We start from the raw sequence: 25,726 nt of genomic DNA on the forward strand, positions 1-25,726 counted from the left end.
AGATGTGATGCGCCGTCGCGCCACGTTTCTGCAGAAGATTCACGTCGATGGCCCGCTGCTGATCCTGCTGCTGACGTTGGCGGCGGGCAGTCTGTTCGTGCTGTATTCGGCCAGCGGCAAGAGTTGGGACCTGCTGATCAAGCAAGCGACCTCCTTCGGCATCGGCCTGGTGTCGATGTTCGTCATCGCGCAGCTTGAACCCCGATTCATGGCCCGCTGGGTGCCCGCCGCCTACGTGATCGGCGTTCTGCTGCTGGTGGCGGTGGATGTCATGGGCCACAACGCCATGGGCGCGACGCGCTGGATCAACATTCCCGGGGTCATCCGCTTTCAGCCCTCGGAATTCATGAAGATCATCATGCCGGCGACCATCGCCTGGTACCTGTCCAAGCGCACGCTGCCGCCGCACCTCAAGCACGTGGCGGTGAGCCTCGGGTTGATCGGTCTGCCGTTCATTCTGATCGTGCGTCAGCCGGACCTCGGCACCTCGCTGCTGATTCTGGCCTCCGGCACCTTTGTGCTGTTCATGGCCGGCCTGCGCTGGCGCTGGATCATCAGCGTGGTGGCGGCAGCGGTCCCGGTCGCAGTCGGCATGTGGTTCTTCTTCATGCACGACTACCAGAAGCAGCGGATCCTGACCTTCCTCGACCCGGAAAGCGATCCGCTCGGCACCGGCTGGAACATCATCCAATCCAAGGCGGCGATCGGTTCGGGCGGCGTGTTCGGCAAAGGCTGGCTCATGGGGACGCAGTCGCACCTGGACTTCCTGCCTGAAAGTCACACCGACTTCATCATTGCGGTGCTCGGCGAGGAATTCGGGCTGGTGGGGATTTGCGCGCTGCTGCTGATCTATCTGTTGCTCATCGGCCGCGGGCTGGTGATCACCGCCCAGGCGCAGACGCTCTACGGCAAGCTGCTCGCGGGCAGCCTGACCATGACCTTTTTTGTTTACGTTTTCGTCAATATCGGTATGGTCAGCGGTCTGCTGCCGGTCGTAGGCGTGCCGTTGCCCTTCATTAGCTACGGCGGAACTTCGCTGGTGACGCTGCTGTCAGCGTTTGGTGTTTTGATGTCGGTCCATACGCATCGCAAATGGATCGCTCAGGTTTGATTAAGGTGAAGAACTCAATGCAAGTAGTGCGTGGCTGGGCTGCTCGATATGCGCCGCTGGTCGGTCTGATGGGCATCTTCGGCTTAGTGCAGGAATCACTTGCCGGTGACTATGACGGCTCTCCTCAAGTCGCCCAGTTCGTCAGCGAAATGACCCGCGATTATGGATTCGCGGGTGAACAACTGATCGATGTGTTCCGCGATGTGCAGCGCAAGCAGGCAATCCTCGATGCCATTTCCAGGCCTGCCGAACGCGTCAAACCGTGGAAAGACTATCGCCCGATGTTCCTCACCGACGCCCGCGTTGCCCGGGGCGTCGACTTCTGGCGTCAGCACGAGGCCGCCCTGGCGCGCGCCGAGCACGAGTACGGCGTGCCCGCTCAGGTGATCGTTTCGATCATTGGCGTCGAGACGTTTTTCGGCCGCAATACCGGGAATTACCGGGTGATGGACGCATTGTCGACCCTGGCGTTCGACTATCCCCAGCGCGCCGACTTTTTCCGCAAGGAGCTGCGCGAGTTCCTGTTGCTGTCCCGCGAACAGCAGGTCGATCCGCTGACGCTCAAAGGCTCCTACGCCGGGGCGATGGGCTTGCCCCAGTTCATGCCGAGCAGTTTCCGCGCCTATGCAGTGGACTTCGACGGCGATGGCCACATCAACATCTGGAACGACCCGGACGATGCAATCGGCAGCGTGGCCAGCTACTTTCAGCGTCACGGCTGGGTGGCCGGCCAGCCGGTTGTCAGCCGCGCGGACGTGCGCGGTGACCGCGTCGATCAGGGCTTGAGCCCAGGCATCGATCCGGTGAAGACTGTTGGGGAGTTGCGAGCGTTGGGCTGGGCGAGTCATGATGCGCTGCGCGACGACATGCCGGTCACGGCATTTCGCCTCGATGGCGACAAAGGCCCTGAATACTGGATGGGCCTGAAGAATTTTTACGCAATCACGCGATACAACCGCAGCGTGATGTACGCCATGGCCGTGCATCAACTGTCTGAAATGCTTGTTCAAGCCCGGGACGTCAAGTAATGCGGCCACTGCCGATGCACCAACCATTGAAACTGATGGCCTTCACGGCACTGACGGTGCTGATCGTCAGCTGCTCGACCAGCCGCCCGACGACAACGACGCAGCGGCAGCAGGGCAACGTCATTCGCTCGCAGCCAGGGCTGGACATCAACAGGGCGCACAAAGACGGCGCGCCATGGTGGGACGTTGATGTGTCGCGCATCCCCGATGCCATTCCGACCCTGCACACCGGCCCGTACAAGGCCAACCCGTACACTGTGCTGGGCAAGACCTATTTCCCCCTCAGCGATTCCAGGACCTATTCCCAGACCGGAACGGCGTCGTGGTACGGCACCAAGTTCCACGGGCAGAACACGGCAAACGGCGAAGTCTATGACCTGTATGGCATGAGCGCGGCGCACAAGACGCTGCCGCTGCCCAGCTATGTTCGCGTGACCAACCTGGACAACAACCGCACCGTGATCCTGCGGGTCAACGATCGCGGCCCGTTCTATTCGGACCGCATCATCGACCTGTCCTATGCCGCGGCGAAGAAGCTCGGTTATGCCGAAAACGGCACGGCGCGGGTAAAAGTTGAAGGCATCGACCCTTCCCAGTATTGGGCGCAGCGCGGCAAACCGGCGCCGCTGATGCTGGATCAGCCGCAAGTGGCAAGCAGCAATCCGCCGCCTCGGCAGGCAGCGGCTCCGGTGATTACCGCATCGGCCGGCACGATCGAGCAATGGACGCCGCCACCGCAGCAACACGCCGCTCCGGTCACGCCCGTGCCGATCGACGCAAAAAAAAACGCTTCCGGACAAGCGTCTGGGCTGTTTCTCCAAGTGGGAGCCTTCGCCAACCCGGACGCTGCGGAACTCCTGAGGTCGAAATTGAGCGGGATGGTCCGCGCGCCGGTGTTCGTGAGTTCGATCGCGCGCAACCAACAGACGCTCTATCGCGTGCGGATGGGACCGGTCGACACGCCGGGTGAAGCCCAGCAGCTGCAAAACAGCGTAAGGTCGGCCAATCTCGGCTCGCCAAGCGTCGTCACGTCGGACCAGTAACGCTTTCATCAGCGATTAACGCCCCGGCAACGGAGGCGCGTTTCGCTGCCTGACCGACGACATGCCGACCGGGTTTGTCGTTGTCAGCAGCTTTTCACGGCACGTTCTGTAGAATGTGAGCCCGTTTGCCGGGGTAGCCCGGCACCCGCTTTGCCCGCAAGGGCATGTTTGCCCATTAGCATTTTCGAGAGACGGATGAACATCACCAGCTTTGCAAAACGCCTTTGCCTGCTTATCCCGCTATTCACCACGCCTGCCGTGTTTGCGGTCGAACAGATGACGCCATCGCCACCGCAACTGGCTGCCAAGGCTTATGTGCTGATGGACGCCAACAGTGGCAACGTTCTGGTCGAAAACAATGGCGACCAGCGCCTGCCACCGGCCAGTCTGACCAAGCTGATGACCGCCTACATCGCCACGCTGGAAATCCGTCGTGGCCAGATCGGCGAAAACGACCCGGTGACCGTCAGCGAAAACGCCTGGCGCACCGGCGGTTCGCGGATGTTCATCAAAGTGGGCAGCCAGGTCACCGTCAGTGACCTGCTGCACGGCATCATCATTCAGTCGGGTAACGACGCCAGCGTTGCGCTTTCCGAGCACATCGCCGGCAGCGAAGACGCCTTCGCCGACCTGATGAACAAGACCGCTGCCGACCTGGGTATGGTCAACAGCCACTTCATGAACCCGACCGGCCTGCCGAACCCTGATCACTACGCCACCGCCCATGACATGGCCCTGCTGGCGCGCGCGATCATCCACGAAGACCCGGCGCACTACGCGATCTACTCGCAGAAAGAGTTCTTCTGGAACGGCATCAAACAGCCAAACCGCAACCTGCTGCTGTGGCGTGACAAGACCGTCGACGGTCTGAAAACCGGTCACACCGAAGAAGCCGGCTACTGCATGGTGTCCTCGGCCGTGCGTGATGGCATGCGTCTGATTGCTGTCGTGTTCGGCACCAACAGCGAGCAAGCTCGTGCTGCCGAAACCCAGAAACTGCTGACCTACGGTTTCCGTTTCTTCGAAACCCAGACCTTCTATCAGAAGGGCACCGAACTGGCTCAGGCGCCGGTCTGGAAAGGCACAGAGCGTCAAGTCAAAGCCGGTCTGGCTGAAGACCTGACCATGACCATGCCAAAAGGCGAGCTGAAGAAGCTGGCCGCGAGCATGACCATGAATCCACAGCTGGTTGCGCCGATCGCCAAAGGCGACGTCATCGGCAAGGTTGAGGTCAAGCTGGACGACAAGGTCGTGCACAGTGCCAACCTGATCGCTCTGGACGCCGTCGAGGAGGGTGGTATCTTCCGCCGCCTGTGGGATAGCATCCGCTTGTTCTTCTACGGTCTGTTCAACTGATCAACGATTGATCAAACGCTGACCGTTGCTCCGTACGCCCCCGTCGCCGACCGCGCCGGGGGCCTGTCCGTTTTCCGGCTTACGAGGCCGTTACTGCCATGACAGATACCGAAGTAAAAGCGCCAAAAATCGAATTTCCCTGCGCCGACTATCCCATCAAGATCATCGGCGACACGGGCGTGGGCTTCAAAGACAAGGTCATCGAGATTCTTGAGAAGCACGCCACCGTCGACATGAAAACCCTGGCCGAGCGCCAGAGCAGCAACGGCAAGTACACCACCGTTCAGCTGCACATCATTGCCACCGGGCAAGACCAGCTTTACGACATCAACAGCGAATTGCGGGCCACCGGCTTCGTGCACATGGTGCTGTGATGGGCGCGGCTCTGGGCTTTCGTGAACTCGGTCTGACCGACTACGAGCCCACCTGGCAGGCGATGAAACGCTTCACCGACGGCCGCGACCGCGAAACCGCCGATGAGGTCTGGCTTGTGCAGCATCCGCCTGTCTTCACCCAGGGCCAGTCCGGCAAGCCCGAGCATTTATTGCTTCCGGGGGATATCCCGGTGGTGCAGGTCGATCGCGGCGGCCAAGTGACTTATCATGGCCCCGGCCAACTGGTGGCGTATCTGCTGCTGGACGTGCGCCGTCTGGGCTTTGGCGTTCGCGACCTGGTCACCCGGATCGAACACAGCCTGATCGACCTGCTGGCCGGTTATGGTGTCACCGCCACAGCCAAGGCTGATGCGCCAGGGGTCTACGTCGACGGCGCCAAGATTGCCTCACTGGGGCTGCGCATCCGTAACGGCTGTTCGTTTCATGGCCTTGCGCTGAACGTCGATATGGATCTGGACCCTTTTAAACGGATAAATCCCTGCGGGTATGCGGGGCTGGCAATGACCCAGCTGCGCGAACAGGCAGGTCCGATTGAATTTGCCGAGGTTAGTGCCCGGCTGCGTGCGCAGCTCGTCAACCACCTCGACTACGCTGAGCAGACGACCCTAACGGGCGGAATCGATTGATATGACTACTGCGTATGAGGCAGCTGACACTGTCGTGAATACAGAGAATGCCGTACAAACCCTGATCCCGACGGTGAACGTGGCCACGCCTGAGCGTGTGGCGCGTCCTAAAGTGGAAGCCGGCGTGAAATTGCGCGGTGCGGAAAAAGTCGCGCGCATCCCGGTGAAGATCATTCCGACGGTCGATCTGCCGAAGAAGCCGGACTGGATTCGTGTGCGTATCCCGGTCTCGCCGGAAGTCGACCGCATCAAAGCGCTGCTGCGCAAGCACAAGCTGCACAGCGTGTGCGAAGAGGCGTCCTGCCCGAACCTGGGCGAGTGCTTCTCTGGCGGCACCGCGACCTTCATGATCATGGGCGACATCTGCACCCGTCGCTGCCCGTTCTGCGACGTCGGCCATGGCCGTCCGAAGGCGCTGGACACCGATGAGCCGAAGAACCTCGCCGTCGCCATCGCTGACCTCAAACTCAAGTACGTCGTGATCACTTCCGTGGACCGTGACGACCTGCGCGATGGCGGCGCGCAGCACTTCGCCGACTGCATCCGCGAAATCCGCATGCTGTCGCCGAACGTGCAGTTGGAGACCCTGGTCCCGGATTACCGTGGCCGTATGGACATCGCGCTGGAAATCACCGCCGCGACGCCACCAGACGTCTTCAACCACAACCTGGAAACCGTACCGCGCCTTTACAAGGCCGCGCGTCCGGGTTCGGATTACCAGTGGTCGCTGACCTTGCTCAAGCGTTTCAAGGAAATGGTCCCCCACGTGCCGACCAAATCCGGGCTGATGCTGGGCCTGGGCGAGACGGATGAAGAAGTCATCGAAGTCATGCAGCGCATGCGCGAGCACAACATCGACATGCTGACCCTGGGTCAGTACCTGCAACCGTCGCGCAACCACCTGCCGGTGCAGCGCTTCGTGCACCCTGACGTATTCGACTGGTTCGCCGAAGAAGGCTACAAAATGGGCTTCAAGAACGTCGCCTCCGGCCCCTTGGTCCGTTCCTCGTACCATGCGGACGAGCAAGCCAAGCTGGTCAAGTCGCTGCTCACGGCGGGTTGATCACGGCGTCGCTGACGCAGAAAGCAAAACGGGCCGGATAGAAATATCCGGCCCGTTTTTTTGTGTTGCGTTTCATTCTGCGCAGTTAAGGCTGGCGCAACTGCTGCAGCAGTTCCTGGGTTGGATACCCGTCCGCAGGCCAGCCAAAGGATTGCTGCGCGCTGCGAATCGCCTTGCGCGTGTTGGCGCCGATGATCCCGTCCGGCGCGCCTGCGTCGTACTGCCGGGCCGAGAGCAGCGTCTGCAGCTCGATACGCTCGGTGCGGCTCAGCGGACGATCACCGCGCGGCCAGCTTCCCTGCACATAACCGCCGCCGCTGAATCGTTCGGACAGCAAGCCGATCGCCATCGCATAGGACGACGAGTTGTTGTACTTCAGGATGGCGCGGAAGTTATCCATCACCAGAAAGGCCGGGCCTTTATAGCCCGCAGGCAGCAGCAAGGCGGCTTGTTGTTGCAGCAGATTGGCCGGCAGCGCAGAGCCGCTCGGCAGCTTCAGGCCCAGCTGCTGCCATTCGCCGATGGATTTGCGCGTTGAGGCGTCCGCCAGGGCGTAGTCAAACCCCTGAGCCAGCTGCACTTCGAATCCCCAGGGCTGGCCTTTCTGCCAGCCCGAGCTTTGCAGGTAATGTGCAGTGGAGGCCAGTGCGTCGGTGGGGGAGTTCCAGATATCACGGCGACCGTCGCCGTCGAAATCCACCGCGTGGGTGTTGTAGGTCGTCGGTATGAACTGCGTCTGGCCCATGGCGCCAGCCCAGGAGCCCAGCATGCTCGGCGCATCGATGTCGCCGTGCTGAATGATCTGCAGCGCGGCGATCAGTTGATCCTGGGCGAACTGTGGTCGGCGTCCCTCATAGGCCAGCGTCGCCAGCGAGCGAATCACCGACTGCGTGCCCTGGAACTGACCGAAGCTGCTCTCCATCCCCCACACGGCGACCAGTGCCTGGCGATCGACGCCATAACGCTGCTCGATGGCGCTCAGCGCGTCGGCGTATTGATTGAGCAGGGCCTGACCCTTGCGTACACGCACGGCGGACATTGCGCCGTCGAGGTATTCCCACACCGGACGACTGAACTCCGGCTGGCTGCGATCGGCCTTGACCACGCTCATGTCCGGCGTGACGCCGGCAAATGCGTTATCAAACACCTCCGGGCGCACACCCGCGTTCAGCGCGAGAGCACGAAACTGGCTCTGCCACTCGCTGAAGGTCATTGCGGGCTGGATTTCAAAGTTACCGTCGTCAGGTTGCGCAACAGCGCCGGAGGGCACGGGCAGACTTTTGACGACTTGCGCCGCGGGTGCGGCCTGGAGCGGGGTGGCAACGGCAGCGGTAGGCTGCTCGGCACAGGCGACCAGCGCGAAGAGGCTGGAAGCGGCGATCAACTGGCGGAGGTGCCAGCGACGGGGAAAGCTTGGGGGCATTCTGGGGTCCACAGGGCTAAACCGGAAGGTGCAGACCTTAACATGCCGGCCCTGTCGGTGGGGCGTCAGTCAGTAACCTGAAGTTTTCAAGCCGCCATAACGGAAGAAGCCTCCCAGCTTTTAGACTGGAAGGCTTCGCGGCGGTAGCTGCCTTTGCCCTTGCCAGGTTGTTCCTGACGGCTGCGGAACAGTGGCTGGGCGATGATGGATTTGGCCTTGTTCGGCCGCTTTTTGGCTTTGCTCATGGCGTTCTCGCTCAAGTGGTGGGGTGGAGCAGCGGGGATATTCTGCCAGTTAGGCGCCGCTGTCCAATTAACCTGAGCTATCGAAACGTTACAGATTATTCCGCCGGCAATGCCAGCCGTTGCCCCGCCATCAGCAGCGTCAGACGACTGAGGCTGCTCCAGACCGATCCCTGGGCCTGGCCTTTGATCTGCGCGTCGATGTGTTGGGCGTCCATCAACAACTGGCCCCAGCGTCGCGCCGAGTGGCGTTGCAAGGCTTTGCTCATCAACGGCTTGCGCTTGTCCCAGATGGGCGGACGCGCCTGGCTGAAGGCTTTGTCCAGCGGGATGCCCTGACTGAACTGCAACGCCAGATTGGCCAGCACGCGAAGCTCGCGGGACAGCGCCCAGAGAATGACCGGAGGTTCGACGCCTTCGCCGCGCAGGCCTTCGAGCATCCGCAGCGCGTGGGCCGCTTCGCCGTTGAGGATGGCGTCAGTCAGACCGAAAACATCGAAGCGTGCGCTGTCGGCCACCGCCGCCTGCACGGTCTCGACCGTGATCTGGCCTTCTTCGGCCATCAGCTTGAGCTTTTCGATTTCCTGCGCAGCGGCGAGCAAGTTGCCTTCAACCCGCGCCGCGATCAGTTCGATGGCGTCCGGGGTCGCTGCGAGGCCGGCCTGTGACAGGCGCTGACGAATCCATTGCGGCAACTGGCTGGCGTCCACCGGCCAGATCTGCACGAACTGTGTCTGCGGCCCTTCGACCAGCGCTTTGCCCCATTTGGTTTTCTGCGCCGAGCCGTCGAGCTTGGGCAGGCTGATCAACAGCAGCGTGTCTTCGGCAGGGCGGCCGCAGTATTCCAGCAGTGCGGCGGCGCCTTTGTCGCCGGGTTTGCCGGACGGCAGGCGCAACTCCAGCAGCCTGCGCTCGGCGAACAGCGACATGCTCGCGCCCGCCTGAAGCAGGGTGCCCCAGTCGAAGCTCGAGTCGGCGCTGAACACCTGACGTTCGTCATAGCCTTGCTGGCGCGCAGCCGCACGGATGGCGTCGCACGCCTCCTGACATTGCAGCGGGTCATCGCCGCTGACGATGTAGACAGGCGCAAGCGCACCTTGAAGGTGTTTGGAAAGCTGGGCGGGGGCGAGTTTCATGGGTCAGAAAAGATCAGGGCCGGCGAACCGGCCCCGACGCCGTCACTTGGACGGGATTTCGATAGGCGACTGCTGTGGCGTCTCGTCGCGAATGCGCTGAGCAGCGGCTTCGGCATCCGCCTGGGCGCGGGCAGCGGCGTCGGCTTTGGCTTGCAGCTCGTCAAGGCGCTGAGGTGTCAGCTGCTGCAGACGGGCCAGCACTTTCTGCACGAGGTCAGTGCGCATTTCCTTACGGATCTGATCGGCTTCCTGGTCAGAGCCGATCAGGTTGTTGCCGTCATGGACAAAGACTTTCTGCGACTGCACGGAGTCATCAAGCAGCAGAACATCTTTGCTGCCGTGAATTTCGTACTTGAGCACGGTGGTCAGCTCGTATTCGGCGGAGCGACCGGAGCCGGCGTAGCTCGCCGTGCGCTGGGCTTCGTCTTCACGGGCGATGAACAGCTTGTACTGGGCGCCGGTGTAGACGTGCACGCCGCTGTTGGTCAGGGTCTGACGCAGCTGGGTGACGACGTCGCCGTAAGCGTCGCGCGCGCTCACGTCCAGTTCCTTGATCGACAGGGCGTTGGTGCCGGTGCCGCGCAGCTGGAAACCGCAGGCGCTCAGCAGAACCGCGAGTCCCATTACCAGCAGATTGCGTTTGATCATCTTGTTGCTCCCTTGAATCCGTTAGAACCCGGCATCCCGGGTTCTTGAAATTTATGCGGGGCCTGCAGACAGGCGCCCGATGATTGCGTCAGCTGGCGACGATATTAACCAGTTTGCCCGGCACCACGATGACCTTGCGGATCGTCAGGCCGTCGATGAAGCGCAGCACGTTTTCGTTGATCCGTGCGGCAGCCTCGACTTCCTCGCGGGTGGCGCTGGCCGGCATCTCGATATGGCCACGCAGCTTGCCGTTGACCTGAATCACCAGCTGCAACGTGTCCTGCACCAGTGCCGAGTCATCCACCACAGGCCAGCCGGCGTCGATGATTGGACCTGAGTGGCCCAGCGCCGCCCACAATTGGTGGCTGATGTGCGGGGTGATCGGCGCCAGCAGCAGGGCGACCGTCTCCAGACCTTCCTGCAACAGCGCGCGGTCCTGAGCCGACACCTGCGGCGCTTTTTCCAGGACGTTCATCAGCGTCATCACCTGAGCGATAGCGGTGTTGAATTTGTGGTGTTGGCCCACGTCCTGACCTGCCTGCTTGATGGCCAGGTGGATCGAGCGGCGAATGGCCTTCTGGTCGTCGTTCAGCGCGGTTTTGTCGAGTGCGCCTGCAGCGCCCGCCGTCACGTGAGCCTGCGCCAGACGCCAGACGCGCTTGAGGAAGCGGTGGGAGCCTTCCACGCCGGAGTCAGACCACTCCAGGCTCATGTCAGGCGGCGAGGCAAACATCATGAACAGGCGGCAGGTGTCGGCGCCGTACTGGTCGATCATCGACTGGGGGTCGACGCCGTTGTTCTTCGATTTCGCCATCTTTTCGATGCCGCCGATTTCAACCGGCTGGCCATCGGCAATCAGCTTGGCGCCGATAATCTTGGCCTTGCTGTCGCGTTCGAACTCGACATCCGCCGGGTTGAACCAGGTTTTGCTGCCGTTGGCTTCCAGACGATAGAACGTCTCGGCCACGACCATGCCCTGGGTGAGCAGGTTCTTGAACGGCTCGTTGGAGCTGACCAGGCCTTCGTCGCGCATCAGCTTGTGGAAGAAGCGCGCGTACAGCAGGTGCAGGATCGCGTGTTCGATACCGCCGATGTACTGATCAACCGGCAGCCAGTGATTCGCGGCCTTAGGGTCAACCATGCCGCCCTCGTAGTGAGGCGAGGCATAGCGGGCGAAATACCACGAGGACTCGACGAAGGTGTCCATGGTGTCGGTTTCGCGCTTGGCCGGCGCACCGCAGGTCGGGCAGCTGCACTCGTAGAACTCTGGCATGCGCGCCAGTGGCGAGCCCGCGCCGTCCGGTACCACGTCTTCAGGCAGCTTGACCGGGAGTTGATCTTCCGGGACAGGCACGTCGCCGCACGTGTCGCAGTGAATGATCGGGATCGGGCAGCCCCAGTACCGCTGGCGACTGATGCCCCAGTCGCGCAGGCGGAACTGGGTGCGTGAGTTGCCCAGTTCTTTCTTGAGCAGCGCGGCTTCCATGGCGTCGAACGCGCCGGTGAAGTCCAGGCCGTCGAACTCACCGGAATTGATGAGCTGGCCGTGCTCGCCGTACGCGTCCTGCCAAGGCGCAGGGGTTTCATCGCCCGCGCTGGTGCGCACAACGGCTTTGATCGGCAGGCTGTACTTGGTGGCGAACTCGAAATCGCGTTCGTCGTGTGCAGGCACGGCCATGACCGCACCGTCGCCGTAATGCATCAGCACGTAGTTGGCGACCCACACCGGGAGCTTCTCGCCGGTCAGCGGGTGCTCGACGAAGAGCGAGGTCGGCAGGCCTTTCTTTTCCTGGGTGGCGACGTCGGCTTCGGCAACGCTGCCGCTTTTGCATTCGTTGATGAACGCTTGCAGCTCGGGATTATTCTGCGCGGCCAGGGTCGCCAGCGGGTGCTCGGCGGCAACGGCCACGTAGGTCGCGCCCATGAGGGTGTCGGGGCGGGTGGTGAAGACTTTCAGGGTGCCGGCTTCGCCGATGGACGCCTGGTCGTACGGGAACTGCACTTCCATGCCACGGGATTTGCCGATCCAGTTGCGCTGCATGGTCTTGACCTGTTCAGGCCAGCCCGGCAACTCGTCGAGGCTCTCCAGCAGCTCATCCGCGTAGGCGGTGATCTTGAAGTAGTACATCGGGATTTCGCGTTTTTCGATCACCGCGCCCGACCGCCAGCCGCGCCCGTCGATGACTTGCTCGTTGGCCAGGACGGTCTGGTCGACCGGGTCCCAGTTCACGGTGCCGTTCTTGCGGTAGATCACGCCTTTTTCGAACAGGCGAGTGAACAGCCATTGTTCCCAGCGGTAGTAATCGGGTTTGCAGGTGGTGATCTCGCGGGACCAGTCGATCGCCAGACCCAGGCTCTTGAGCTGGTTCTTCATGTAGGCGATGTTTTCGTAGGTCCACTTGGCGGGGGCGACGTTGTTCTTCATCGCGGCGTTTTCCGCCGGCATGCCGAACGCGTCCCAGCCCATCGGCTGCAGCACGTTTTTGCCTTGCATGCGCTGATAGCGGGCGATCACGTCGCCGATGGTGTAGTTGCGCACGTGACCCATGTGTAGCTTGCCGCTGGGGTAAGGGAACATCGACAGGCAGTAGAAGGTGTCCTTGCCTGGCTGTTCACTGACTTCAAAAGACTTTTGCTCGTCCCAGAAGGTCTGGGCGGCGGCTTCGATTTCGCGGGGCTGGTAGAGTTCGTGCATGGCTACTTTTGGCTGAAATGAGTGACCCTTGACCGCTTCTCGGCGTGACCGGATCAGGAAGCCTTCGCATGCCAGACGGGGCCGTCCGCATTGCGATGCATCCATGCCCGGTTGGGCGGAAGTGGATTTACAGGAAGCGCCGTAGCATACATGAGGCTACCAAGCCGAGGGAAACCCTGATTGCGTGCTCAAGACTCGGCATCTGCGGCATCCGCCGTTGGTCGCGGCATCGCGCCGGTTTTTGCAGCGGCGCTAAGCTCACTGACGGGGGTAAGTGTTTATCTTCAGTGAGGTGAACGGATGGCAGAGCTGCAGCATGAAGTAGAGCAACCTGATGTGTATGACCGTCTGATCGATCGTCTGGGCCTGGCTCTGGACACGGCAAAAACAGCGGTGCGACTTCGAAACGAATCCCCCGTTGAGCTTGAGTTGCGTGGCTTGAGTCACGCCGAGTTTCAGTTGATCGAGGCTTATCTGGGCAGAACCGAAGTCGTTGTCAAAGAGGATTCTCCGATCGCCACGAGGGGAAGTTCCAGCACCTCACGGGAGCCTTCAGAGCCGATGCGAGCGCCCCATCCCCACGCCAATGTCATCTGGCTCAAGGATCAGCGCCGAGCCAAGGTGTCGGCAAAGTTGAGTCGCTACAGTTCCAGCAAACATTTCAAGCGTTAACTTCTGCGGGGGCTGACCCCGGCCAATCGAGCATTGCTGCTTAGCGTCATTGCTTCTAGGCTTCGGGCATCTTTGGAGATGCCCGATGCCCTTTCGTTACTTCATCAAAAATCTGCTGCTGCCTCCGGGCCTATTCCTGTTGTTGTTAGTGCTCGCCTGGTGGTTGAGAAACAGGCGACCAGTGTTGGCGCGGGTGCTGTTCGTGATGGGCGTCGGCGGGATGGCCGCGATGAGTCTGCCGATTGTGGTGGAGTGGTCGGCGAAGGGCATCGAGCGCATCCCGCCGCTGCCGCAGAGCGAGTGGGCAACGCTGGCCCAGCGCGCCGATGCGATCGTGATTCTGGGCTCGGGCCGGGAACGCAATGACCCGAGCTGGGGCAACGACATCCCGACGGGGGTTGCGCTGGAACGCATGAGATACGCCGCGCGTCTGTCGAAGGCGTCGGGCCTGCCGATCCTCACCACCGGCGGGCTGCATTACGGCGAGCCGCCGAGCGAGGCGGCGATCATGGCCGACTCCCTGCGCGACGACTTTGGCGTGACTGTCCGTTGGCAGGAAGGTGAAAGCCGCACGACCTGGGAAAACGCCAAGATGACGGCCGCGATCTTGTTGCCGCAGGGCATCAAGCGCGTGGTCGTGGTGACCCAGGCGTGGCACATGCCGCGTTCGGTCTGGAGTTTCGAGAAGGCCGGGTTCAGCGTGGTTCCAGCCCCGGTCGGCTTCCTGAGCGTGGACAACGCCCGCCCATTTGGAGGCTGGACGCCGGAGGCGAGGGCGGTGTGGCAGAACGGGCAATTGATCAACGAAGCGGCGGGGTTGGTGGGGTATCGGTTGTTTTACCGGTGAGCTGAGCAGCAGGCGTTCGGTCCCGCTGTCAAAGCGCGTATCCCCTGACACCGCGCACGCTGTTAGTGGGACCGGCTTTAGCCGGGAAAGCGTCAGGTGTCACACCGCATATTTGATGGTGTTCGTGCGCGCCTCTTCCCGGCTGAAGCCGGTCCCACTAATAGTCCGCGTGCATTCAGTCAGGCTGTTGCCCAGTTGTAGGATCGCGTGCAGTCGGGACTTGCTGCGGCTCAATGATGGGACCGCGCGCAGTCAGCAAGACTGGCCGCATTTATTGTGGGACCGGCTTTAGCCGGGAAGGCGTCGGGTGTCACACTGCATGTTTGATGGTGTTCATGCGGGCCTCTTCCCGGCTGAAGCCGGTCCCGCAGGGTTGTCATCATTCACCAGACATCTCTCGATACCCACTCACCCTAGGTAAAGCGTTTCACTGCTTTTACTGTTCGCCTTCACAACGAGGGAGAGCGGCGAAATGCATGGAAGCAAACATGAACGGTCTTTGCGTATCGGTCGATATTCCCAACAGGGAAACGTCTATCTCGTGACCTCTGTGGTGAAGGATCGCGCCCCTCTGTTCAGTGATGCTCAGATAGGCCGCCTGGTAGTTCAGGAAATGAAACGGTTGCACGACTCAGGCGTTGTGCACTCATTCGCCTGGGTGGTTATGCCTGATCATCTGCATTGGCTGTTTGAACTCAAGTCAGGATCACTGCCTGCACTCATGCAAGCGCTGAAGGGCAGAAGCGCTTTCGCGGTGAACAAGCTACATGGCGCAAAAAAAATGACATGGCAGAAGGGTTATCACGATCATGGGGTGAGAGCCGATGAAGACCTTGTTGAAATGGCCCGCTATGTCATCAATAACCCAATCCGGGCAGGGCTGGTGATGCGCCGGGCAGATTATCCACTGTGGGACTGCGAGTGGGAGCTTGAGTGGGACTGCCTGTAGCTACCCCACCAAAACACCACATGCTCTTAGTGGGACCGGCTTTAGTCGGGAAGGCGTCAGGTGTCACACCGCATATTTGATGGTGTTCGTGCCGGCCTCTTCCCGGCTGAAGCCGGTCCCACTAATAGTCCGCGTGCATTCAGTCAGGCGGGTGCAGGCCGACTGTAGGACCAAGTGCAGTCAGCGGGGCTGGCTGAGGCTTAATGGTGGGACTGTGCGCAGTCAGCGGGACTGGCTGTGGCTCAATGGTGGGACCGTCCGCATTCGGTGAGACTGGCTGAGATTTATTGTGGGACCGGCTTTAGCCGGGAAAGCGTCGGGTGTCACACCGCATATTTGATGGTGTTCGTGCCGACCTCTTCCCGGCTAAAGCCGGTCCCACTAATGGTCCGCGTGCATTCATTCAGGCGGGTGCAGGCCCAATTGTAGGATCGCGCGCGGTCAGCGGGACTGGCTGTGGCTCAATGGTGGGACTGTCCGCATTCGGTGAGACTGGCTGAGATTTATTGTGGGACCGGCTTTAGCCGGGAAAGCGTCAGGTGACACACCGCATATTTGATGGTGTTCATGCGGGCCTCTTCCCGGCTGAAGCCGGTCCCACTAATGGTCCGCGTGCATTCAGTCAGGCGGGTGCAGGCCAGTTGTAGGACCAAGCGCAGTCAGCGGAGCTGGCTGCGCTCGAGGGCTCATACCGCCTTCGCCATCCGACCCGCGAAGAACGCCCAGCCGATCAGCAGCAGTGACAGCGCGATCAACGGCCACGAGCGCCAGTGCAGGTACGGCGTGAGGTTTTGCATCGGGGTGACTTCGCCGTACATCACGGCGCGCTCGAACTGCGGCACGGTGGTAGTGATTTCGCCGAACGGGTCGATCAGCGCGCTGACGCCGTTGTTGGTGGCGCGGATCATCCAGCGGCCGGCTTCCAGGGCGCGCATCTGCGCCATCTGCAAGTGCTGCAGCGGACCGATCGAGGTGCCGAACCACGTGTCATTGCTCACCGTCAGCAGCAGATCGCTTTGCGCCGACAGCCCTGCGGCGAACTCCGGGTACACCACTTCGTAACAAATAAACGGCGCGATCTCATAACCCTTGGCCTGCAACAGCGCTTGCCCGGACGGCCCGCGGGCAAAGTCGGACATCGGCAGATTGAAAAAACCGATCAGCCCGCGCAATAGGTCCTGCAGCGGCACGTACTCACCAAACGGCACCAGCTTCTGCTTCAGGTAAGTGCCATCGCCTTCGCCGGTGACGGTAATGGCGTTGTAGTAACGGTATTCCCCGTGGGTGCCTTTCTCTCGCAGTGGCACGCCGGTGATCAGCGCCGAATCGCGCTCGGCCGCAAACTTGCCCATCACCGACAGGTAGCCTTCGACCGATTCCTTGAGCACCGGCACGGCGGTTTCCGGCCAGATGATCAGGTCAGCTTTCTTCGAGGTGAACGTCATGTCGCGGTACAGCGCCAGTTGCGCGTTGAGCGCCGCCGGGTCCCACTTCATGCTCTGTTCGACGTTGCCCTGCATGGCTGCGACGGTCAGCGGCTTGCCGGCAGGCTCGGTCCAGGCGTGATCTTTCAGCGCCATCCCGGCAACCCATGGCGCCAGCAGCAACACAATGCCTGCCGCCAATTTTGGCGCGCGCGTCCGTAAGCGGGGCAGATTGCACAGCAGCGCGGCACTCAGGGCGAGCACAAAGGAGATCAGCCACATGCCGCCCAGTGGCGCGAGTCCTTTGAGGGGGCCGTCCAATTGACTGTAGCCAGAATAAAGCCAGGGGAAACCGGTGAGGAACCAGCCGCGAAACATCTCCTGGCCGAACCACAGGGCTGCGAAGGCCAGAGAGTCTGCCAGCGGCGCTTCGTTGCGACGGATCCAGCGGGCCCAGATCCACGCCGGCAGGGCGAAGAAAAACGCCACCGCTGCGCAGAACAGCACCATCAGGAAAGCCGCCAGCCAGACCGGCGCCTCGCCATAGGTGTGGATGCTGACGTAAATCCAGCTGGTGCCGCCGCCGAACAGGCCGAACCCGTAGGACCAGCCGCGCCAGAGGGCCTGACGCGGTGTGAGGTCACGCAGACCGAGATAGAAAACCACCAGCGCGACAATCGCCAGGGGCCAGATATCGAACGGTGCCAGGGCCAGGGTAATCAACGCGCCGGCCACCATGGCCAGCAGGTTACCGGGCCAGCCGGGGCGGGTGATCCAGCGCATTTACATTCCTTAAAGCGGGTAGGGCATTACGTGCGGTTGATCGGGCTCAGGCGCAGCAAGTGAATACGACGGCTGTCGGCATTCAGGATGCGGAAACGGTACGCGCCGATTTCGGTGATTTCATTACGCTTGGGCAGATGCCCGAACGCGTTCATCACCAGACCGCCGACGGTGTCGAATTCGTCATCGGAGAACCCGCTGTCGAAGAACTCGTTGAAGCTCTCGATCGGGGTCAGCGCCTTGACCAGGAAATCGCCACTGGGCAGCGGCTTGATGTAGCTGTCTTCCTCGACGTCGTGCTCGTCTTCGATGTCGCCGACGATTTGCTCGAGCACGTCTTCGATGGTCACCAGACCCGCCACGCCGCCGTATTCGTCGATGACGATGGCCATGTGATTGTGGTTGGCGCGGAATTCCCGCAACAGCACGTTCAGGCGCTTGGATTCAGGGACGAAGGTCGCCGGGCGCAGCAGGCTTTTCACGTCGCCGCTGCCACCGTCTTCCTTGAGAATCAGCGGCAGCAGGTCCTTGGCGAGCAATACGCCCAGCACGTCATCGTGGCTTTCGCCGATGACCGGGTAGCGCGAGTGCGCCGAATCGATCACGGCCGGCAGGAATTCGCGCGGGGTCTGGCTGGCCTTGATGCTGATCATCTGCGAACGCGGCACCATGATGTCGCGGACCTGCAGGTCGGCGACCTGAATAGCGCCCTCGACGATGGCCAGCGCTTCACTGTCCAGCAGCTTGTTCTGATGGGCTTCGCGCAGCAGCTCCAATAGCTCCTGACGGTTTTTCGGCTCATGGGCAAATGCCTGGGTCAGTTTGCCCAACCATGACTTTTGCCCGTTGCTCGATCGGTCTTCGCTCATAGCCCTTACTCGTGGTCCTTGGCTGATGTTTCTAAATGGGGTGTATCGGAATGCGATGCTTTTGTATGAACAGCTTCGACAGGTTCGTCGTCTGCGTAAGGATCCGGATAGCCAAGTTCTGCAAGCAACTCCCGTTCCAGCGCTTCCATCTCTTCCGCTTCGTCATCATCGATGTGATCGTAGCCCAACAGATGCAGGCAACCATGAATCACCAGATGCGCCCAATGGGCATCCAGTGATTTGCCCTGTTCAGCGGCTTCACGGGTGACCACAGGCACGCAGATGACCAGATCGCCCAGCAACGGAATGTCCAGCATCTCGTCGGGGACGTCGGCAGGAAACGACAACACGTTGGTGGCGTAATCCTTGTGCCGCCACGTGTTGTTCAGCTCTCGGCCTTCCGCTTCGTCGACGAGGCGAATGGTCAGTTCCGAGTCAGCCGAACGCTGGCGCAGGCCCATTTCACACCAGAGGCGGAACTGGGCTTCGCTCGGGGCGCTGGCCTGACTCGCAAGTTGCAGATCCAGCTCAAGCATCGCGGCGAGTGTCCGGTGAACCGTGGGGGGCGGCCGGGTTGTCGGTGCGTTCTTCGTAGCGCTCGTAGGCTTCGACGATGCGCTGCACCAGCGGGTGGCGCACGACGTCCTTGGGCTTGAAGTGGGTGAAGCTGATGCCCGGCACGTCCTTGAGCACTTCAATGACGTGGTTCAGACCGGATTTCGTGCCCTTGGGCAAGTCGATCTGGGTCACGTCACCGGTGATCACGGCCGTGGAGCCGAAGCCGATACGGGTCAGGAACATTTTCATCTGCTCGACGGTGGTGTTCTGACTCTCGTCGAGAATGATGAAGCTATTGTTAAGCGTGCGACCGCGCATGTAAGCCAGCGGCGCGACTTCGATCACCTGCTTCTCGATCAGCTTGGCGACGTATTCGAAGCCGAGCATTTCGTACAGCGCGTCATACAGCGGGCGCAGGTACGGGTCGATTTTCTGGGACAGATCGCCGGGCAGGAAGCCGAGCTTTTCGCCCGCTTCTACGGCAGGACGCACCAGCAGAATGCGGCGGATGGTCTCGCGCTCAAGCGCATCCACCGCAGCGGCCACCGCCAGATAGGTCTTGCCGGTACCGGCCGGGCCGATGCCGAAGTTGATGTCGTTGGCGAGGATTTCCTTCACGTACCGCTGCTGATTCAAGCCACGGGGGCGAATCATGCCTTTCTTGGTACGCAAAGCGACGCCGACCTCGGCAGCAGGGTGGTTGTCCAGCTCTTCGACGCCGGATTCCTGCAGAAACAGATGGACCATGTCCGGTGACAGCTCGGTCGCTTTCGTTTCCAGATACAGCCGGCGCAGCAGGTTCTCTGCCGAGGTGGTTTGTTTGCGTTCGCCGATCATCTCGAACTGGCCTCCGCGATTGCGGATCTCGATGTCCAGGCGCTGTTCGATCAAGCGCAGATGCTCGTCGAATTGCCCGCACAGATTGGCGAAGCGGTGAGCCTCGATAGGTTCGAGGCTGAAGCGATGTGGTTCGATAGGTGCGTTCAAAGTGGTTTTGGGCCGCCCGACGGCAATGTGAAGTGACGTGAAGGATAACCCCTGCAGGCAGTGTCCGGAAGGGTTCGCGCACTAATGGGTAAATGAGGTCAGCAGACGCCCGGCAGGATGCCCTTTGGCAGACAGCCTGCCGGGTCCGTGCGCCGAATCGCGGGCCGGTGCAGCCGACGTATGGCGGCTGTCCGGCACCTGATTCAACGCTTGGGCCTGCACGAAAAAATAGACGTGACGATTACATTGGGGCGCTTTTGGCTTATTGCAACAACGACCCGCGGAGCGAGTGGGGTTGGGCGCTGTCGATGTACACGTCGGTAAACTGGCCGATCAGCCGGGGGTTGTCGCAGCGGAAATTGACGATCCGGTTGTTCTCGGTACGGCCCTGCAATTCGCCCGGGTCCTTCTTCGAATAGTCGGTGACCAGAATGCGCTGCACGGTGCCGGCCATCTTGCGGCTGATGTCCAGGCCCTGACGGTTGATCAGGTCCTGCAGCTGCTTGAGGCGTTCTTTCTTCACTTCTTCCGACGTGTCATCGGGCAGATCGGCTGCGGGCGTGCCGGGGCGCGCGCTGTAAACGAAGGAGTAGGAGAAATCCATGCCGACGTCTTCCACCAGCTTCATGGTTTGCAGGTGATCCTTCTCGGTTTCGCCCGGGAAGCCGACGATGAAGTCGGAGCTGATGCAGATGTCCGGTACCGCCGCGCGCAGCTTGCGCAGGCGTGACTTGTATTCGAGCACGGTGTGATTGCGTTTCATCGCTGCAAGAATCCGGTCAGAACCTGATTGCACGGGCAAATGCAGATGCTTCACCAGTTCCGGCACTTCGGCGTGGGCTTGAATCAGGCTGTCGGAGAATTCCAGCGGGTGCGAGGTGGTGTAGCGAATGCGGTCGATGCCGTCGATGGCTGCAACCACGCGGATCAATTCGGCCAGATCAGCGAGGCGCCCGTCGTGGGTTGTGCCGCGATAGCCGTTGACGTTCTGGCCCAGCAGGGTCACTTCACGCACGCCGTTCTCGGCCAGATGAAGCACCTCGTTAATGACGTCGTCGAACGGCCGGCTGACTTCCTCGCCACGGGTGTAAGGCACCACGCAGAACGTGCAGTATTTGCTGCAGCCTTCCATGACCGACACATAAGCGCTCGGGCCATCGACACGGGGCTCGGGCAGGTGATCGAATTTTTCGATTTCGGGAAACGAGACGTCAACCTGGGGCAGGCGCGTGATGCGCGCCGCGTCGATCATTTCCGGCAGGCGGTGCAGGGTCTGCGGGCCGAAGACCACGTCGACGTACGGTGCGCGGTCGCGGATGGCCGCGCCTTCCTGACTCGCCACGCAGCCACCGACGGCGATGACCATTTCCGGGTTCGCCAGCTTCAGTTCCCGCCAGCGGCCAAGCTGGGAGTACACCCGATCCTGCGCCCGCTCGCGGATTGAACAGGTGTTGAGCAGGATGACGTCGGCGTCTTCCGCCCGTGCGGTGACTTCCAGTGCTTGATGTTCGCCCAGCAGATCGACCATGCGCGAGCTGTCGTACTCGTTCATCTGGCAGCCGTGGGTTTCGATGTAAAGCTTCTTGGCCATGCGCGGGTTCATCAGGTGATTCAAAGAACCGCGCATTATAGGGATGCGGGCCCCGGCTTCCTAGCGTCGTCTAACCAGCGGCATGCTATAGTTCGCGCCCTTTTCAAAACGCTGACCACTGCCTGCCTGTTATGACCAAACGCGAAGCTCCAATCTACAAGGTGATTTTTCTCAACCAGGGACAGGTGTTCGAGATGTACGCCAAACAGATCTATCAGAGCGATCTGTGGGGTTTTCTGGAAGTGGAAGAATTCGTCTTCGGCGAGCGCACCACCGTGGTGGTCGACCCGAGTGAAGAGAAGCTCAAGGCGCAGTTCGATGGTGTCGTACGCAGCTTCGTGCCGATGCACTCGCTCGTGCGGATCGATGAAGTCGAGCGGATGGGCACAGCGAAGATCACCGAGGCGCGTCACACCGGCAACGTCATGCCGTTTCCGATGCCCATGCCGGACAAGTAACCGACGCTCTACAAGTAGCCGATACCGGACAGGCGATCGGCAATAACACCGGGATCAGGGCTTGACGCTGTCGGCAGGGAAGGGCGCGAACGGTGTGCGTCCTTCAGCGGTTTGCAGCTCCAGCAGGTATTTGCGGAAGATCTGCCCGAGCACTTGCGTGGCCACTCCGAGATCCTCGCGCTTCATCTGTGCCGACACTTCATCCGCCTGGTCCAGTGCATCTTCCGAACCGTTGACCGCCGCCATCTTCAGCACGATATACGCCTGAATGTTGTTGGCCTGCACCCCTTCGCCACGAAAGAACATCAAACCCAGCTGGTACTGCGCCTGGGCATGGCCCTGCAACGAAGCTTTTTCGAAATAGTTGAGTGCCTGGGGCAAGTCACGTGGCGCACTTTTGCCCTCGTAATAGAACTTCCCCAACTCGTATTGCGCCTGCGCATCCCCATCCTGAGCCGCCTGCTGACAAGCGGACAACGCTGCTGGCAGGTTGTCTGGCTGGGTATCGAGGGTGCAACGACCCACCGCCGGGATCAACAACGAGTTGCCACCTGCATTAGCCAGCAGGGGATGAAGAAGCAACAGGCAGCCCAATGCAAGGGTGCGGCCGGTGCGATTCATGGAAGTCGACTTACCTCTGAAAAAGGTGCGGGCATGCCCGTCCAGCGAAACGTGCTGGCTGCGCATTATGAAATAAGCGAGGGCAACCTTACAAAGTCTTTACTGATTTTCTGCTGCGCGGGCTTGATAGACCTGAATTCAGGGCGGTTGACCAGGCCGTAGACACTCGGGCGGCATCCGTTCCGCCCGGTCTGCCGGTCATTTCAGTTGAGCAAACGCCTTTTCTGCCGCGTCCAGCGTCTGCTGCAACTCCGCGTCACCGTGGGCGATGGAGGTGAAGCCGGCCTCGAAGGCGCTTGGCGCCAGGTACACGCCGCCTTCCAGCATCAGGTGGAAGAATTGCTTGAAGCGATTGGCGTCGCTGGTCATCACGTCCTGGAAGGTGACGATTTCTTTGGCGTCGCTGAAGTACAGGCCGAACATGCCGCCCGCCTGGGTGGTCACGAACGGGATGCCGGCGGCGTCGGCGCGCTGTTGCAGGCCTTCCAGCAGGCGCGTGGTGAACGCAGTCAGTTCGTCGTGGAAACCCGGGCGGCTGATTAGGCGCAGGGTGGTCAGACCCGCCGCCATCGCCAGCGGGTTACCCGACAGAGTGCCGGCCTGATACACCGGGCCCAGCGGCGCGATGTGCGACATGATTTCGCGCTTGCCGCCGAAGCAGCCGACCGGCATGCCGCCGCCGATGATCTTGCCGAAGGTGCTCAGGTCCGGCTTCACGCCGTAGTACGCCTGCGCGCCGCCGAGGGCAACGCGGAAACCGGTCATCACTTCGTCGAAAATCAGCACCACGCCATGTTCGTCGCAGGCCTCGCGCAGGCCTTGCAGGAAACCCGGCGCGGGCGGCACGCAGTTCATGTTGCCCGCCACCGGCTCGACGATGATGCACGCCACTTCCTGGCCAACGTCAGCCAGCATCGTCTTGACCGCGTCGATGTCGTTGAACGGCAGGGTCAGCGTGTGCTTGGCGAACGCCGCCGGTACGCCGGGCGAACTCGGTACGCCCAGGGTCAGTGCCCCCGAACCGGCTTTCACCAGCAGGCTGTCGGAGTGGCCGTGGTAGCAGCCTTCGAATTTGATGATGCTGTCCCGACCGGTAAAACCACGGGCCAGACGGATCGCGCTCATGGTCGCTTCGGTGCCGGAGCTGACCATGCGCACCATTTCCATCGACGGCACGATCGAGCAGACCAGATCGGCCATCTCGGTTTCCATCGCCGTCGGCGCGCCGTACGACAGACCGTGTTCCAGCTGCTTGCGCACGGCGTCCAGCACGTCCGGGTGGCTGTGGCCCAGAATCATCGGGCCCCACGAGCCAACGTAATCGACGTAACGCTTGTCGTCTTCATCGGTGACGTAGGCGCCCACCGCGTGCTTGAAGAACAGCGGCGTGCCACCGACGCTTTTGAAGGCGCGGACCGGCGAGTTGACGCCGCCGGGGATGTGTTTCTGGGCGTTGGCGAACAGGGTTTCAGAACGGGACATGATGAGGTCTCTGTTTGAATCGGGAATGAATGAGTGCGTAACCGGCCTGATTCAGAATCAGGCGGGCTTGAACAAATCGTTGAAGGCGCGGGCGCGGCGGGTGACTTCCTGGGTGGTTTCCGCGCCGAACAGCCCGTGCACGACGGCCAGCAAGTCGGCGCCATGGGCCACCAGCGGCGCGGCGTTTCCCAGGGTAATCCCGCCAATCACCGCGATGGGCAGATTGATGCGCTTGCGCGCCTGGCTGAGCAGGTCGAGGCTGCAGGTCGGCGCGCCGGGTTTGGTCTGGGAATTGAAAAAGCGGCCGAAGGCGACATAGGTGGCGCCGTCGGCCTTGGCCTTGTCGGCCAGCTCAAGCTGCGCGTGGCAGGTCGCCCCGACAATGGCTTTGTGACCGAGCAGGGCGCGGGCGTCCGGCAGCGAGCCATCGGTTTGCCCCAGATGCACGCCGACACCCAGCCGCGCGGCCACTTCGGCGTCGTCGTTGATGATCAGGCGGGTCTTGTAGCGCTCGCACAGTTTGAGGAGCGCTGAGGCCTCGCGCAGGCGGCGGGTCTCGTCACCGGATTTGTCGCGGTATTGCAGAAGGGTCACACCGCCATCGAGGGCGGCTTCGACGTAAGACAGGAATTTGCCGGCCAACAGCTGGCTGTCGGTCACGGCATACAAGCCACGTAATCTCATCAAGGTGCCTCTTTTTCGTGGCGTTACGAGCAGAAATCCAGCGGCAGGCGGCGCGGAACGAATTGTCCCCGGCCCAGCTGTTCGGCATCGCGCAGCGTGCGCCAAGTGTAGTCCAGCGCCATTTGCACAGCGCCGATCAGGTCCTGACCCTGGGCCAGTCTTCCCGCCAGTGCGCTGGCCAGTGTGCAGCCGGAGCCGTGATAGCTGCCCGGCAGACGCTGACAGGTAAAGGTGCGTGACTGACCGCCGCGGATGTACAGGCGGTTGTGAACTTCGTGCTCATCGCCATGACCGCCGGTAATCAACAGGTGCTCACAGAACGGCAGCAGCTTCTCGGCGCACTCATCGGCCGTGCCTTCAGGCAGCTCAGCCAGAATGCGCGCTTCCGGCAGGTTCGGCGTGGCGATAGTCGCCAGAGGCAAAAGACGCTCGCGCATGGCGTAACCCACTTCGTCCTTGCCCAACCGACCGCCGCCACCGGCACGCAACACCGGATCGCAGACCATGGGCAGGTGCGGATGCGCCGTCAGCAGTTCGACGACGGTGTCGACTATCTCCAGCGAACCCAGCATGCCCAGCTTCACTGCCGCGACGACGGAATCGTTGAGCACGGCATTGGCTTGCGCCAGCACCCACTCACGATCCAGCACGCGAAAGTCAGTGACGTTCACGGTGTCTTGAACAGTCAGGGCGGTGATGGCGGGAGCCGCGTGGCAACCCTGGGCGAGCAGGGCTTCGATATCTGCCTGCAAGCCGGCGCCGCCACTGGGGTCGTGACCGGAGAGACAGAGGACAACAGGGCGGGAGCTATAGATATTCATGGTGCGCGAGCTTACCACTAAAGTTTTTGCCGGTGGGACCGGCTTCAGCCGGGAAAGCGCCAGTACAAACACCATCAATTTTGCGGCAGGACGCATGCTGTTAGTAATTGGATGGACTCGCCCAAGCCGAGGCGTCAGTAGCGCCACGGTGGCATTCTTAAGAAGCCAACGACAGCGAGGGCGAGCCCATGAAAAAGCATACGATCAAAAGTAA

Annotated in this window: 25 protein-coding genes; 11 read left to right on the forward strand and 14 right to left on the reverse strand. The window is 61.4% G+C overall.

Translation table 11 applies throughout. From position 1 onward, the window contains the following. The first annotated feature begins 7 nt into the window (after positions 1 to 7). From rodA to lipA, 7 genes are all read left to right on the forward strand, one after another. On the forward strand, positions 8 to 1,111 hold the full coding sequence (rodA, locus tag SLW74_RS19880) for a rod shape-determining protein RodA (RefSeq protein WP_065988478.1): 1,104 nt from the start codon (positions 8 to 10) through the stop codon (positions 1,109 to 1,111). A gap of 17 nt (positions 1,112 to 1,128) precedes the next feature. Beyond that, on the forward strand, positions 1,129 to 2,139 hold the full coding sequence (gene mltB, locus SLW74_RS19885; RefSeq protein WP_410929853.1) for a lytic murein transglycosylase B: 1,011 nt from the start codon (positions 1,129 to 1,131) through the stop codon (positions 2,137 to 2,139). Next, positions 2,139 to 3,182 carry a septal ring lytic transglycosylase RlpA family protein gene (locus SLW74_RS19890; RefSeq protein ID WP_410929854.1) on the forward strand — a complete coding sequence of 348 codons (1,044 nt, stop codon included), beginning with the start codon at positions 2,139 to 2,141 and terminating at the stop codon, positions 3,180 to 3,182. The genes mltB and SLW74_RS19890 overlap by 1 nt, the downstream gene beginning before the upstream one ends. Positions 3,183 to 3,377: 195 nt before the next feature. Continuing rightward, positions 3,378 to 4,538 (forward strand): D-alanyl-D-alanine carboxypeptidase family protein, encoded by a 1,161-nt coding sequence (locus SLW74_RS19895; RefSeq protein ID WP_192133526.1) that lies wholly within the window; start codon positions 3,378 to 3,380, stop codon positions 4,536 to 4,538. A gap of 98 nt (positions 4,539 to 4,636) precedes the next feature. Then, positions 4,637 to 4,912, forward strand: coding sequence for a DUF493 domain-containing protein (locus SLW74_RS19900; RefSeq protein WP_065988372.1), 276 nt, complete (start codon positions 4,637 to 4,639; stop codon positions 4,910 to 4,912). Further along, positions 4,912 to 5,559, forward strand: a complete 648-nt coding sequence (gene lipB, locus SLW74_RS19905) for a lipoyl(octanoyl) transferase LipB (RefSeq protein ID WP_065988371.1) — start codon at positions 4,912 to 4,914, stop codon at positions 5,557 to 5,559. The genes SLW74_RS19900 and lipB overlap by 1 nt, the downstream gene beginning before the upstream one ends. Before the next feature lies 1 nt (position 5,560). Then, on the forward strand, positions 5,561 to 6,622 hold the full coding sequence (gene lipA / locus SLW74_RS19910; RefSeq protein WP_410929855.1) for a lipoyl synthase: 1,062 nt from the start codon (positions 5,561 to 5,563) through the stop codon (positions 6,620 to 6,622). Between the two features lie 85 nt (positions 6,623 to 6,707). Here lipA and SLW74_RS19915 read toward each other — a convergent pair whose 3' ends face one another. The 5 genes from SLW74_RS19915 to leuS form a co-directional block, all read right to left on the reverse strand. Continuing rightward, positions 6,708 to 8,045 (reverse strand): lytic murein transglycosylase, encoded by a 1,338-nt coding sequence (locus SLW74_RS19915; RefSeq protein WP_065988369.1) that lies wholly within the window; start codon positions 8,043 to 8,045, stop codon positions 6,708 to 6,710. An 86-nt stretch (positions 8,046 to 8,131) separates the two neighbouring features. Beyond that, entirely contained in the window at positions 8,132 to 8,290 is a 159-nt protein-coding gene (arfA, locus tag SLW74_RS19920; protein ID WP_037017982.1) for an alternative ribosome rescue factor ArfA, read from the reverse strand. 95 nt (positions 8,291 to 8,385) lie between these two features. Further along, positions 8,386 to 9,423: a DNA polymerase III subunit delta gene (gene holA / locus SLW74_RS19925; protein ID WP_065988368.1), complete on the reverse strand. Its 1,038-nt coding sequence runs from the start codon at positions 9,421 to 9,423 to the stop codon at positions 8,386 to 8,388. Positions 9,424 to 9,465: 42 nt separating this feature from the next. After that, a complete protein-coding gene (gene lptE, locus SLW74_RS19930; protein WP_065988367.1) occupies positions 9,466 to 10,071 on the reverse strand; it encodes an LPS assembly lipoprotein LptE in 606 nt (201 codons plus the stop codon). Between the two features lie 88 nt (positions 10,072 to 10,159). Next, positions 10,160 to 12,766 (reverse strand): leucine--tRNA ligase, encoded by a 2,607-nt coding sequence (gene leuS / locus SLW74_RS19935; RefSeq protein ID WP_410929856.1) that lies wholly within the window; start codon positions 12,764 to 12,766, stop codon positions 10,160 to 10,162. 300 nt (positions 12,767 to 13,066) lie between these two features. On the opposite strand from leuS, the gene SLW74_RS19940 reads away from it, so the two are divergent. From SLW74_RS19940 to SLW74_RS19950, 3 genes are all read left to right on the forward strand, one after another. Next, positions 13,067 to 13,438, forward strand: coding sequence for a hypothetical protein (locus SLW74_RS19940; protein ID WP_410929857.1), 372 nt, complete (start codon positions 13,067 to 13,069; stop codon positions 13,436 to 13,438). 85 nt (positions 13,439 to 13,523) lie between these two features. Continuing rightward, positions 13,524 to 14,285, forward strand: a complete 762-nt coding sequence (locus tag SLW74_RS19945; RefSeq protein ID WP_410929858.1) for a YdcF family protein — start codon at positions 13,524 to 13,526, stop codon at positions 14,283 to 14,285. A gap of 472 nt (positions 14,286 to 14,757) precedes the next feature. Next, positions 14,758 to 15,234, forward strand: a complete 477-nt coding sequence (locus SLW74_RS19950) for an REP-associated tyrosine transposase (protein ID WP_410929859.1) — start codon at positions 14,758 to 14,760, stop codon at positions 15,232 to 15,234. 686 nt (positions 15,235 to 15,920) lie between these two features. Here SLW74_RS19950 and lnt read toward each other — a convergent pair. The 5 genes from lnt to miaB all read right to left on the reverse strand — a co-directional run bounded on the left by lnt (position 15,921) and on the right by miaB (position 21,446). After that, positions 15,921 to 17,441 carry an apolipoprotein N-acyltransferase gene (gene lnt, locus SLW74_RS19955; RefSeq protein WP_410929860.1) on the reverse strand — a complete coding sequence of 507 codons (1,521 nt, stop codon included), beginning with the start codon at positions 17,439 to 17,441 and terminating at the stop codon, positions 15,921 to 15,923. Positions 17,442 to 17,467: 26 nt separating this feature from the next. Further along, on the reverse strand, positions 17,468 to 18,310 hold the full coding sequence (locus SLW74_RS19960) for an HlyC/CorC family transporter (RefSeq protein ID WP_065988361.1): 843 nt from the start codon (positions 18,308 to 18,310) through the stop codon (positions 17,468 to 17,470). 5 nt (positions 18,311 to 18,315) lie between these two features. After that, positions 18,316 to 18,846 (reverse strand): rRNA maturation RNase YbeY, encoded by a 531-nt coding sequence (gene ybeY, locus SLW74_RS19965; RefSeq protein WP_410929861.1) that lies wholly within the window; start codon positions 18,844 to 18,846, stop codon positions 18,316 to 18,318. Beyond that, positions 18,839 to 19,855 (reverse strand): PhoH family protein, encoded by a 1,017-nt coding sequence (locus SLW74_RS19970; protein WP_410929862.1) that lies wholly within the window; start codon positions 19,853 to 19,855, stop codon positions 18,839 to 18,841. The genes ybeY and SLW74_RS19970 overlap by 8 nt, the downstream gene beginning before the upstream one ends. A gap of 262 nt (positions 19,856 to 20,117) precedes the next feature. Further along, positions 20,118 to 21,446: a tRNA (N6-isopentenyl adenosine(37)-C2)-methylthiotransferase MiaB gene (gene miaB / locus SLW74_RS19975; RefSeq protein WP_167355784.1), complete on the reverse strand. Its 1,329-nt coding sequence runs from the start codon at positions 21,444 to 21,446 to the stop codon at positions 20,118 to 20,120. Between the two features lie 131 nt (positions 21,447 to 21,577). Between miaB and SLW74_RS19980 the strand changes: the two genes are divergently transcribed. Next, a complete protein-coding gene (locus SLW74_RS19980; protein ID WP_410929863.1) occupies positions 21,578 to 21,904 on the forward strand; it encodes a DUF1820 family protein in 327 nt (108 codons plus the stop codon). Positions 21,905 to 21,958: 54 nt separating this feature from the next. Here the strand turns inward: SLW74_RS19980 and SLW74_RS19985 are convergent, their stop codons facing one another. The 4 genes from SLW74_RS19985 to SLW74_RS20000 all read right to left on the reverse strand — a co-directional run bounded on the left by SLW74_RS19985 (position 21,959) and on the right by SLW74_RS20000 (position 25,512). Beyond that, the gene (locus SLW74_RS19985; protein ID WP_410929864.1) at positions 21,959 to 22,525 is read right to left on the reverse strand and encodes a tetratricopeptide repeat protein; all 567 of its coding nucleotides are present in this window, start codon (positions 22,523 to 22,525) and stop codon (positions 21,959 to 21,961) included. 198 nt (positions 22,526 to 22,723) lie between these two features. After that, entirely contained in the window at positions 22,724 to 24,007 is a 1,284-nt protein-coding gene (hemL, locus tag SLW74_RS19990) for a glutamate-1-semialdehyde 2,1-aminomutase (protein WP_065988357.1), read from the reverse strand. Between the two features lie 57 nt (positions 24,008 to 24,064). Further along, positions 24,065 to 24,691, reverse strand: coding sequence for a thiamine phosphate synthase (gene thiE, locus SLW74_RS19995; protein ID WP_410929872.1), 627 nt, complete (start codon positions 24,689 to 24,691; stop codon positions 24,065 to 24,067). A gap of 23 nt (positions 24,692 to 24,714) precedes the next feature. After that, positions 24,715 to 25,512, reverse strand: a complete 798-nt coding sequence (locus SLW74_RS20000; RefSeq protein ID WP_410929865.1) for a hydroxymethylpyrimidine/phosphomethylpyrimidine kinase — start codon at positions 25,510 to 25,512, stop codon at positions 24,715 to 24,717. Positions 25,513 to 25,726: the final 214 nt, after the last annotated feature.

The sequence above is a fragment of the Pseudomonas sp. W5-36 genome, assembly GCF_046540455.1.
GTDB lineage: Bacteria > Pseudomonadota > Gammaproteobacteria > Pseudomonadales > Pseudomonadaceae > Aquipseudomonas > Aquipseudomonas graminis_B.

Bases quoted from the DNA above. Each gene is read 5' to 3' on its own strand.
- rodA (WP_065988478.1), top strand. From the start codon at position 8: ATGCGCCGTCGCGCCACGTTTCTGCAGAAGATTCACGTCGATGGCCCG.
- SLW74_RS19900 (WP_065988372.1), top strand. From the start codon at position 4,637: ATGACAGATACCGAAGTAAAAGCGCCAAAAATCGAATTTCCCTGCGCC.
- ybeY (WP_410929861.1), bottom strand. From the start codon at position 18,846: ATGCTTGAGCTGGATCTGCAACTTGCGAGTCAGGCCAGCGCCCCGAGC.
- SLW74_RS19940 (WP_410929857.1), top strand. From the start codon at position 13,067: ATGGCAGAGCTGCAGCATGAAGTAGAGCAACCTGATGTGTATGACCGT.
- lnt (WP_410929860.1), bottom strand. From the start codon at position 17,441: ATGCGCTGGATCACCCGCCCCGGCTGGCCCGGTAACCTGCTGGCCATG.
- SLW74_RS20000 (WP_410929865.1), bottom strand. From the start codon at position 25,512: ATGAATATCTATAGCTCCCGCCCTGTTGTCCTCTGTCTCTCCGGTCAC.
- SLW74_RS19985 (WP_410929864.1), bottom strand. From the start codon at position 22,525: ATGAATCGCACCGGCCGCACCCTTGCATTGGGCTGCCTGTTGCTTCTT.
- arfA (WP_037017982.1), bottom strand. From the start codon at position 8,290: ATGAGCAAAGCCAAAAAGCGGCCGAACAAGGCCAAATCCATCATCGCC.
- SLW74_RS19950 (WP_410929859.1), top strand. From the start codon at position 14,758: ATGCATGGAAGCAAACATGAACGGTCTTTGCGTATCGGTCGATATTCC.
- SLW74_RS19980 (WP_410929863.1), top strand. From the start codon at position 21,578: ATGACCAAACGCGAAGCTCCAATCTACAAGGTGATTTTTCTCAACCAG.
- leuS (WP_410929856.1), bottom strand. From the start codon at position 12,766: ATGCACGAACTCTACCAGCCCCGCGAAATCGAAGCCGCCGCCCAGACC.
- SLW74_RS19895 (WP_192133526.1), top strand. From the start codon at position 3,378: ATGAACATCACCAGCTTTGCAAAACGCCTTTGCCTGCTTATCCCGCTA.
- SLW74_RS19945 (WP_410929858.1), top strand. From the start codon at position 13,524: ATGCCCTTTCGTTACTTCATCAAAAATCTGCTGCTGCCTCCGGGCCTA.
- SLW74_RS19915 (WP_065988369.1), bottom strand. From the start codon at position 8,045: ATGCCCCCAAGCTTTCCCCGTCGCTGGCACCTCCGCCAGTTGATCGCC.
- miaB (WP_167355784.1), bottom strand. From the start codon at position 21,446: ATGGCCAAGAAGCTTTACATCGAAACCCACGGCTGCCAGATGAACGAG.
- thiE (WP_410929872.1), bottom strand. From the start codon at position 24,691: ATGAGATTACGTGGCTTGTATGCCGTGACCGACAGCCAGCTGTTGGCC.
- SLW74_RS19890 (WP_410929854.1), top strand. From the start codon at position 2,139: ATGCGGCCACTGCCGATGCACCAACCATTGAAACTGATGGCCTTCACG.
- mltB (WP_410929853.1), top strand. From the start codon at position 1,129: ATGCAAGTAGTGCGTGGCTGGGCTGCTCGATATGCGCCGCTGGTCGGT.
- lipB (WP_065988371.1), top strand. From the start codon at position 4,912: ATGGGCGCGGCTCTGGGCTTTCGTGAACTCGGTCTGACCGACTACGAG.
- lptE (WP_065988367.1), bottom strand. From the start codon at position 10,071: ATGATCAAACGCAATCTGCTGGTAATGGGACTCGCGGTTCTGCTGAGC.
- lipA (WP_410929855.1), top strand. From the start codon at position 5,561: ATGACTACTGCGTATGAGGCAGCTGACACTGTCGTGAATACAGAGAAT.
- hemL (WP_065988357.1), bottom strand. From the start codon at position 24,007: ATGTCCCGTTCTGAAACCCTGTTCGCCAACGCCCAGAAACACATCCCC.
- holA (WP_065988368.1), bottom strand. From the start codon at position 9,423: ATGAAACTCGCCCCCGCCCAGCTTTCCAAACACCTTCAAGGTGCGCTT.
- SLW74_RS19960 (WP_065988361.1), bottom strand. From the start codon at position 18,310: ATGAGCGAAGACCGATCGAGCAACGGGCAAAAGTCATGGTTGGGCAAA.